This window comes from Micromonospora sp. NPDC092111, assembly GCF_044755745.1.
Classification (GTDB): domain Bacteria; phylum Actinomycetota; class Actinomycetes; order Mycobacteriales; family Micromonosporaceae; genus Micromonospora.
In genome coordinates this window covers 165,969-174,873 of sequence record NZ_JBIVRQ010000013.1, presented here as the reverse complement: position 1 = coordinate 174,873, position 8,905 = coordinate 165,969, and the positions used below count along the sequence as shown (strand labels likewise).

Here is an 8,905-nt window from a genome sequence, read left to right as displayed (position 1 = left end):
TCGGGAGCATCCCCTCGATCAACGACCACTGGGCATCCGAGAGCAACTGAACAACGCGACACGAGACCAGAGTTCCAGCCAGAACGCTCAACCTTTGTCAGACACACCTAGCTCTGGCGGAACGGGAAGAGCTTGCCAGCACGGACTCGGTGGAGGGTCTTTTCGGCTTCTCCGTTGCGAAACAGCACTACTACGCGGGGAGCAGCCTGATATGGCTGGCGGGTGGGGCGGACGCGGAACGAGCTGCCCGAGAGGCGGGGCGGGCGATCGCGCTGTGGGCAGAGGAGCCTCCGAAGAGCAGGTCCTTGGGCGACGAGGCGCTGGCCCACATCTACCAAGGGACCGCCTTCCTGCAAGTCGGGGACCTCGACTCCGCCAACGCCGCCATCCGGCCGATCCTCGACCTGCCAGCGGACCGCCACATCTCCTGGATCAACAAGCGGCTCGACCGGTTCGCTGCGATGCTTCGCGCGCCAACCGCAGCCAATTGAGCATGGTGGACCTCTCTCGGGGTGCCTACGCTTCTTGCGAACGGCCCGGGTGCCGCTGGGCGACGGCGAGTCCAAATGACGCGCCGACCAGATCGCCGCCGATGTGCCCGCCACGGTGTGGACCCGGCGCAGCACCGGCACCGGATCGGAGGGCCGCGCCTCCACGACTGGGCGTGGCTGACCGACGTGGGGACCAGGCTGATGGCGGCGCAGAACCCCTGCTGAAGTAGCTCTGTGAGGAGCCCACTCCATGCAGGGGTTCTGCGTCTTTTCGTTGCACGGCAACGCGTTCGGGCGGGTCCGCACCGTAACTTCGGCGGTCACCGAAGTGTTCAGGGCGTTGCCCGAGAAGACTCGGTGAAGACCGCGCGGCGTCTCTGTGGCCGAGCCTTGAGACGTACGAGCGCTGGATGCCCGCCGATGATCAGTTGTCCGCCGGCAGCAGCCCGATCTGCTGCATCAAGCTCACCCGGTCGGGGGACACGATAAACTCGGAGACCTTGCCGTCGCGGACCCGCATGAATCCCATGCCATAATAGTGGATCTTGTTGCCGGTCGGGGCGGCCCCGATCAATTCGTTCGTGTGCGTGCCCTCGTAGTGGTATCGGAAGGCGACGGTGTCGCCCTCCGCGATGAGCTCGTCCAGCGGGTGCATCAGATCCGGGATACCCTCGAAGAAGATCTTTCCGAAGTCAATGGACTCTTGCAGGCCAATGGTCGGGGATCCGAAAACGGTGAACTTGAAGTCATCCGTACACATGGAGGCCGGGTGCTCGCGGCCTCCGTCCAACACCTCGAAATACTTTCGGACAACGGCCTTGCTGTTCTCGGGCGTGATTTCCCCGGCGGTGCTTTCAACGGACATTGTCGATCCTCCCTGCGGCTCCCCCGTGAACGCTTTGGTGTTGGTATTCACCCTCCACCGTCGCACAGCCGCAAACATCTGTCATTTGACTGTACTCCGCGTACCCCGGTGACTTACCTGACCGCGCGGCATGGTCACCGCCACCCCACGCTCGGCCAGCCACCCATCCAGCTCGGCGCAGACGCATCCCTTGTCCGCCACGATCAACAGACCCGGACGATCGGCGATGATGTCCGGAACATGATCAAGCGTTCCGGTCAACACCTACCGCCCGTTGGCCTTCGGCGTCGCGAGCGCCTAGCCGCGCTTGGGCCAGACGGGGCCCTGATCGGTCCAAATGACACCCTTGTTGCGGCAGAGGCAGAAGGGGTGGCCGATGGGGTCGGCGTAGACGCGGAAGCCGTAGCCGTTGGGACCGATGCAGTCCCGGTGCAGGGTCGCGCCGAGGGCCAGGACGCGGCGCTGTTCGGCCTCGATGTCGTCGACTTCGAAGTCGAGATGGAACTGCTTGGGATGCTCGCTGTCGGGCCACTGCGGGGCGCGGTAGTCCTCCACCTGGATGAAGGCCAGTTCGATCTCGCCGAACTGGATACCAGCCCAGTTCTCGTTACTGCCCTCCTTGACCGGGAGCCCCGTCACCCCGGAGTAGAAAACTGCCAGCTTCATCGTGTCCGGGCAATCGATGATGAAGTCGGTTAGTCGTAGCATCCCGCGATCTTGCCACAGGATCAGACGAGCCGGACTTCGAGACAGACCCCAGGAGGGTGGGAGTAAAGGCGTGTCTCTTCTGGTGAGGCGGCGGTAGCAGATCAGAGCGCTGGCGATGGTGGCGAACGCTTCGTAGTGGTCGCGCGACGCGGTGGTGAACCGTCGCCCCAGCTCAGTAAGCTCCGGATCAAGATCGAACGTAACCTGGGAGCCTCCGATGCCCTTCACCCGTACAGCAGCTTCAACCTGACCTACACGCACGAACTCGGCACCGGACTCATGGCCGGGACCGTCATAGCGCTGCTTCTGCTCGTGCTGTACCACCAGTTGCTCAAGCGCCCGCTTCTCGCCCTGCTCCCGCAGGCTGCGGCAGGACGCCTGATCGGGACCTCGGACCGGTTCCGCTGGACGCCAGCCGCGTACCAAGCTTGGATCGTCCTCTCGACGGTGATCGGGGTGACCACCCACCTGATCTGGGACGCGCTGGTCCACGAAAACGGCTCTGCCACGTGGTCGCCCCTGCCGGACTCGCCCGCCGTCACCGAGGCCCTCTGGTGGGTGAGCACCCTGGCAGGAGCGCTGGCCGTCGCCGCTCGTGGCCGCACTACGCGAGGTGGTGACCGGTGGCATGTCCGGCCTCGCGGTGGGAGTGCTGGCCTACGCCGTGCTGTGGAACGTCCGGCAGGGTCGCGCAGCAGACCGGGATCGAGCCGACCGCTTTCAGGATCGCTGAGTGAGTGCTTGAGAGGGTGGTTGGTCGGGCGAGTGCTTGTCCGACGACCCGGTGAGGTTGGTCAGCGATTCCTGCGGGGCGCGATGTATCGCCGTTGCGACGCCGTGCAGTAGGTCGAGCACGCTTCCCCACTGGAATGGTCCGTCCGGGGTGCCGGGTCGTAGGGCCTCGGTGGCCGTGAAGCGAACCCCAGCGCTGGCGAGCAGTTCGAGGTTGCGGTTGAAGGCCGGGTGGGCGGCGAGCACAGCCTTGGCGTATGGCGAGGCGATGACCGGCGTACCCGCTCCCAGCGCCTCGTTGAGGATGCCCAGCGCCGCCGTGTTGTTGATGCCAGCGGCCCACTGGTTGATCGTGTTGAAGGTGGCGGGTACGACGATGACAGCGTCGGCTGCCGGCAGCGACTTCGGTTCCTGCGGTCCACGTCGCTCGCTCTTGACGGGGTGACCTGTAATCCGCTCCAGGGCCGTCAGGTCAACCCACGCGGTGGCAGCCTCGGTCGTGACGGCGTACACGTCCCAGCCGTCGTTCCGGAGCCGTTCAGCCAGCTCGGTTACCTTGGCGGCCGGCGGCGCAGCACACACGACGAGCAGGACGACCGGGGCGGCCTGGGCCGCGGTCATGGGCGGCCGAGACATGAATGCTGAACCGTCCTCTCAGGTCGCCGGGTGGAACGTCGCGTGCCGTGCGAAACCTGTCGGGACGCCTCAATCCGAGGACGGGTCGTCGACCAGGCGGAAGAGGTCGCGCGTCGGGTGCACGTCGACCGGGATGCGCGTCCCGACGTCGACGATCTTCTCGCCGGGGACGAGGTGGCTCGTGGTGAACGGCGGCCCGCCCGGCATGGTGACCAGCATCCGGACCCTGGTGCAGCGGTCGTCCTCGCCGCACCACACGCGCTCTGCCGACGTGACCGGCCCATCACGCGCACGCCGGCCGTGTCCAGGTCACGCCACACGCGCCGGTCCCGCGCGGTGCCGACGATGGCCACGACCAGGACGACCACGGTGAGAGCGGTCAAGCCGAGGCCGGTCACGACGATGCCCAGCCTGTCGTCGTCGGGGACGTACCGGCTCACGCCAGCTACCAGGGCCAGCGGGCCGGCGCTCAGGACCACGAGCGCGAGCCCGGTCCAGAGCGGCTGCTGGAAAAGGCCCGACGGGCGACTCACCGGGCCTTCGCCCTCAGGTGTTCCCACGCTCGTCACGAGATGGCTCGCCCGCTGCCGGGAAGGGAGCCCGAAGCACCTCGTGAGTGTCCTGACACGGTCGGATCATAGCCGGCCGGCCAGCTACAGCGGTTTCGCCGATGTTGGTGGAGGTGTGGTCAGGCTTTGGAAGCACGGGCGCAGCAGGTCGATGATCTGCTCGGGTGAGGCGTCCGCGAGGTGCGTGAGGCGCAGCAGGTACCGCTCGGCTATCACGCCGTGGATGATCGCGCTGAGCAGGCTTGCGCGCAGGTCGGCGTCGGGCGTGGGGATTGCCTCGGTGAGCTGGGTGAGCTGGGGCTCCCCGGCGGCTCGGTAACGATCGGCGGCGTCGGCGTTGGTGAGCATCGAGCGCAGTACCGCCAGGGAGGCCGCCGGCTCGCCGGTCAGGCGCCGGCTCAGCGACGTGAGTAGCGCCTCGGCCACCTCGCCTGAGGTGCCGCCGGGCAGCTCGTCGGCGGGCACCTCGACGGCGCGGGCGAAGAGCAGGTCCTTGCTACCGAAGTAGTGCATGACCAGGCCGGCGTCGACACCGGCAGCCGATGCCACAGCCCGGATCGTGGTCCGGTCGTAGCCGCGCTCGGCGAAGATCTGGCGCGCCGCGGCGAGGATGCGCTCCTCGCTCTGGAGGCGCTGCTGCGCTCTGGTAGGGCGGGCGCTCGACGCAGTCACGCGTTCATTCTACGGCCGTTGACCGGCGGCGCCTTACGTTCTACGCTCGTTCAATCAACAAGCGTTGAATAAAAGGGGGTGGCCGTGGCCACGTCACGCGAAGTCGTCGAGCAGATCTTGCGCGCGAGCTGCCAGCAGGACACCGAAACGTTCGTCAACCTGTTCGCGCCGGACGGCTATATCGAGTGGCCGTACCGACCAGCAGGCGTCCCGGGCCGCGTGGAGGGCCGCGACCGGATCCGCGAGTTCCTCACCGCGCAAGCCAACGGCCTCGTCAAGTTCGACGACTACCGCAACACGGTGATCTACGAAACCACCGACCCGCAGGTGGTGATCGTCGAGTACGAGGCTCACGGCACCGTGATCCCCACCGGCGCACCCCTGCACCAGACGATCATTGCGGTTCTGCGGATCAGGGACGGCCTGGTCGTCTCGTACCGCGACTACCTCAACCCCCTGGTACTGGCCGAAACCTTGGCCAGCGTCGGCAACGTTTAGCGGCAGCCTCCAGCCGGGATCTTGGTCCGGGGCCGCGACGCCTGAAGGTGGAGGCCCGCCTACCACGACAAGAGGGCCAACCTCGACTACTGCGTGGCCTACTACGGCTGCTACACGCAGACCCACCCGTACGTCTATCTCAAAATGTACAAGTCCGGCGGCGGCTATGAGCATCGCAGATATGCAGGCTAACCATGAGCGAGATTAGGTCCATCATCGTCAGGATTGTGTTGGGGCTAGCTCTGCTGGTCGCCTCACTGGAGATAGGTCGGGTCCTGAACGACGGTGAAATACCACCTGCGCCGATTGTGCTCGGCCTAATAATAGCTTGCTCCGCTGCAGTTTGGGTTGATCATTTCATCACTTGGCTAAATAATCGTTGAGCGAGCAGTTGAATGACTGCCGCACTCGGTAATGCCATGGAGGGAATTTCCACCCTCCATGGCATTACCGTTGACTCCCGCCCCTCCAACTCGGAGGATGTTCTCCTACATCGATGCTTCAGCAACCTCGCCGCAGCACAGCCGCCGGGTGACGTCAGCCTCGACAAATCGGCAAGCCGACATCGCCAGGTTCCGGCCGACGGCTACCAGGGGCCGGGCTTCCAGCCCGTCCGTACCATCGGCACAAGAGTCTCCGGTGTCAGCACCGACGGGCCGCTGCTGGTGTGGCCGCCTCAGCACCAGCCGTTGATCGGGCCTGCCGCACCGGTCCACATGTAGGCGTCGGTGATCCAGGTGCCGTCGGTCAGCTTGTTCCACAGCGCCGTGGTGCCCCACCGGCCGCTGTGCGTGGTGCCGTTCGCCGAGCAGGAGACCGTCACGGTCGCGCCGTCGGCGATCGAGCCGGCGACCGCGTACCCGGTCCCGGGGCCGGTGCGGCGGTTGACCGTGCCGCCGCCGTTGGCGTCGATGACACCCTGGTTGAGCCCGAGCGAGCCGTGGTTGTACAGCGCCCCGCCGACGTTGACCTGCGCCGAGCCGTGCAGCGCGTAACCCTGGTAGGTTCCGCCGCCGTTCATCACGACCCACTTGCCGAGGTTGTGCCCGGCGATCGGCACGTACGCGTTGTTCTGCCGCAGGGCAAAGTGCACGTGCCGGCCGTTGGCGGCCCCACCGCAGGTGACGTCGGTGCCGGTGTCGCCGAGGTAGGTGCCCTCACCAACGCTGGCCCCGTTGACGCTGATGTTGTTCCACAGGTGGTAGTAGTCGGTGGCGTAGCCACGGTCGTGGATGACGCGGATCCAACCCCGGCACATGGTGTAGGCGGCACCGCCGCGTGCGGCCAGCACCCGCTGGTCGCCGCCGGCCAGGTCGACCGAACTCCACGGTGAGTCGTTGCCCGCCCAGCCATGTGCCCCGCCGGTGAAGTACCACGACTGGCCCACCCCGTACGGCAGCCGCATGCCGGTCCGGTAGTCGCCACCGGCGTACGCCGGGCGGGGTGCGGTGAAGATGGCCTGCTCCGGTGCCGACACCACGGTGGACGGGGCGTCCTGGGCGAGGCCGGCGAAGCCTGGCTCGCCGTCGAAGGCGACCCGCCAGCCGGCGCGGTCGCGGTGCGCGACGAAAACCCAGCCCGCCGGGTAGGCGCCCTCCTCGTGCGGGGCGACGATGACGGCCGTTCCGGACGCCCACGTCTGGCCGCCGCGCCGGGTGACCACGACCCGGGTGTCGTCCGCCCCGGCGGCCCGCAGCCTCGCGTCGGCGGCGTGCCCAGCCTGGTCGAGAAGCTTGGCGGTCACCGCCGCCGTGACGTCCCCGGCCGACGGCCCCGGAGCCGCTACCCCGGCCGGCGCGGCGGTGGCGGTGGCGGGGCTGACGAGGACGAACGCGGCGGCCAACGCGATTGCGCAGGCCCGACCCCGGGCATGGCGGCTGAACACACAACACCTCCGGACATGGACACACATCGTTGCGATGCAGGTGAGCGACGCTAACCGCCACATCGAGGTTTGTCTACATTTGGCCCTGGCCTCGCGGCGGCCGGCATGCGCGCCACCGCCCATGCCGACGCCGCCGCGACCGTGGCGGGACGGCCCACCGGCCGGGTGGCCCGTCCCGAAGTGGGCAGGATGGTCAGCGTAGGGAACGTACGAAGGAATGAATGAGGAGTGGCAATCGGGTACGCATCTCTTGAAAGCTATTTTTGGAACCCGGGTGGTGACCGACCAGACGCATATCATGGGATCAAGTGGAGAGAGGTTGTTGGTTGAACGAGTTTCGACGGCACGCACGATGGTGCCCTGAAGGTCGTCCCGCAGGAATCCATCGCCTGGACGTCTTTGCCGACTATTCCGCATTCCCTGTTTGGGAGCCGGCCGGAATGACGACACCACAACGACTCGGGCTCACGGCAGAACTTGCCGAGGATCTGCGGCGCTGGCGTGAGTGGTGGGAGCGACACAGCGAGTATGGGGGCGGTGAGGCCACAGACGACCAGAGCCGCACTGCTTGGCGCGATTGGGGCCTTCGGATGGCGCAGCAACTCGCTCAGCAGACCGGCGCGGATGTCGTCTACTCATGGCCGAACGGCCCCGACGGCAGAGACCACAACTGTTCGACATGCGGTCCGCCCTCACCCCGGACAGAGGGCGAAGACGGCGTCTAGCCAACGCCGAAACTGCCCTCTGAAGCAGAGGGGATTTCGTGCGAGGACTACGTTCATCGCCGTCGACTCCAGCGATTCAGCCGGGGCGACGATCGTGCGGGCGTTCGGCATCTCTCCCCCCTTCGTCAATCCACTGAAACGGGCCGGCCGCGAGCCCGAGCCCGACCAGAAACCCGGGAAGGCGGGCGGGCCCCGGCACGACGATCCGCCGCGCAGCGACCGCAGGCGCTCCGGGGCGATGGGCATCGACGCCGCCCCGCGCCGCCGTCGCGCAGCGGGCTCCGGCCTCGGAGCCTTCCACTGTCCGGGCGCATCGAACGACAGTCCTGGATGGACGGATGCGCCGGACGGCGGCGACTGCGCGCCGCACGGTCGATACTGCGGCATCGAAAACCGGGTAGATACTCTACGCGCTCAACCGAGCGCCCTGGGTGCTCATTCCAGGGGTCTGCTGACAGGAGATGACGTGCTCAGACGCACTGCAACCGTCGGAATCGCCCTGCTGGCCTGCCTTGCGGGCACCGGCGCGGTGGCCATGCCGGCGTACGCCTCGGAACCCGACTGTTCCCTCAACTGCGACGGCGGTGGCGGCGGGGGCGACCCCGTTCCGCCGCCGCCCCCGCCGCCGCCGGCGTACAACCTGCAGGGCGTCATCCAACTGGAGGGCACCGGCCACGAGGGAACCTGGCCGTTGCGCCGCGGCGGCATCAAGGTCCGCGGATACTCCCGGCTCGCCACCTGGGGCAACGACCGGGTGGACGCCAACTACATCAACGTCCGCTGCTCCGCCACCGTGCTCGGCTACTCCACCAACGACTACGACTCCGAGAACAACGGCGCGCTCGTCGACGTGACCTTCTGGTCCCCGATCGTCCCGGTCACCGGCGTCCCCGTCCCGTCCCGCACGGTCACGGTCAACTGCACCCACTACGCCGAGAAGAACGGCGTCAACTACAACGCCACCAGCACCGCCCAGTTCGTCATCCCCGAGTGACCCCGGCGCGGGGGGGGCCCGCCCCGGCCCCCCCCCCCCCCCCCCCCCCCCCCCGCGGGGCCCGCCCGCCGGGGGGGGGGGGGGGGGCCCCGGCCCCCCCGCCCCGGCGGGGGGGGGGGCGGGGGGGCCG

At 67.6% G+C, this 8,905-nt stretch carries 9 protein-coding genes and 1 pseudogene; 4 read left to right on the top strand and 6 right to left on the bottom strand.

Annotated features, from left to right (window positions below; genetic code table 11):
- Window positions 1–305 precede the first annotated feature (305 nt).
- Window positions 306–491: a hypothetical protein gene (locus tag ACIQG9_RS23480; RefSeq protein ID WP_400406041.1), complete on the top strand. Its 186-nt coding sequence runs from the start codon at window positions 306–308 to the stop codon at window positions 489–491.
- A gap of 424 nt (window positions 492–915) precedes the next feature.
- Here the strand turns inward: ACIQG9_RS23480 and ACIQG9_RS23475 are convergent, their stop codons facing one another.
- Window positions 916–1,407: an ester cyclase gene (locus ACIQG9_RS23475; protein WP_400406039.1), complete on the bottom strand. Its 492-nt coding sequence runs from the start codon at window positions 1,405–1,407 to the stop codon at window positions 916–918.
- A gap of 246 nt (window positions 1,408–1,653) precedes the next feature.
- A complete protein-coding gene (locus ACIQG9_RS23470; RefSeq protein ID WP_400406037.1) occupies window positions 1,654–2,064 on the bottom strand; it encodes a VOC family protein in 411 nt (136 codons plus the stop codon).
- Between the two features lie 279 nt (window positions 2,065–2,343).
- Here ACIQG9_RS23470 and ACIQG9_RS23465 point away from each other — a divergent pair, with 279 nt between their 5' ends.
- Window positions 2,344–2,910, top strand: coding sequence for a DUF4184 family protein (locus ACIQG9_RS23465; protein ID WP_400406057.1), 567 nt, complete (start codon window positions 2,344–2,346; stop codon window positions 2,908–2,910).
- On the opposite strand, the pseudogene ACIQG9_RS23460 reads toward ACIQG9_RS23465, so the two are convergent.
- The 3 genes and pseudogenes from ACIQG9_RS23460 to ACIQG9_RS23450 form a co-directional block, all read right to left on the bottom strand.
- Window positions 2,869–3,417 (bottom strand): annotated as a pseudogene (locus ACIQG9_RS23460) (flavoprotein); the annotation flags it as partial. The gene ACIQG9_RS23465 and the pseudogene ACIQG9_RS23460 overlap by 42 nt on opposite strands.
- A gap of 84 nt (window positions 3,418–3,501) precedes the next feature.
- Window positions 3,502–3,651, bottom strand: coding sequence for a hypothetical protein (locus tag ACIQG9_RS23455; protein WP_400406035.1), 150 nt, complete (start codon window positions 3,649–3,651; stop codon window positions 3,502–3,504).
- Between the two features lie 434 nt (window positions 3,652–4,085).
- Window positions 4,086–4,673 (bottom strand): TetR/AcrR family transcriptional regulator, encoded by a 588-nt coding sequence (locus ACIQG9_RS23450; RefSeq protein WP_400406033.1) that lies wholly within the window; start codon window positions 4,671–4,673, stop codon window positions 4,086–4,088.
- A gap of 84 nt (window positions 4,674–4,757) precedes the next feature.
- Here ACIQG9_RS23450 and ACIQG9_RS23445 point away from each other — a divergent pair, with 84 nt between their 5' ends.
- Complete coding sequence (locus tag ACIQG9_RS23445; RefSeq protein WP_400406029.1) at window positions 4,758–5,171, top strand: nuclear transport factor 2 family protein; 414 nt, start codon at window positions 4,758–4,760, stop codon at window positions 5,169–5,171.
- Between the two features lie 676 nt (window positions 5,172–5,847).
- On the opposite strand, the gene ACIQG9_RS23440 is transcribed toward ACIQG9_RS23445, so the two are convergent.
- A complete protein-coding gene (locus ACIQG9_RS23440) occupies window positions 5,848–7,056 on the bottom strand; it encodes a peptidase M23 (RefSeq protein WP_400406027.1) in 1,209 nt (402 codons plus the stop codon).
- A 1,191-nt stretch (window positions 7,057–8,247) separates the two neighbouring features.
- Between ACIQG9_RS23440 and ACIQG9_RS23435 the strand changes: the two genes are divergently transcribed.
- Window positions 8,248–8,775, top strand: coding sequence for a hypothetical protein (locus tag ACIQG9_RS23435; RefSeq protein ID WP_400406025.1), 528 nt, complete (start codon window positions 8,248–8,250; stop codon window positions 8,773–8,775).
- Window positions 8,776–8,905 lie beyond the last annotated feature (130 nt).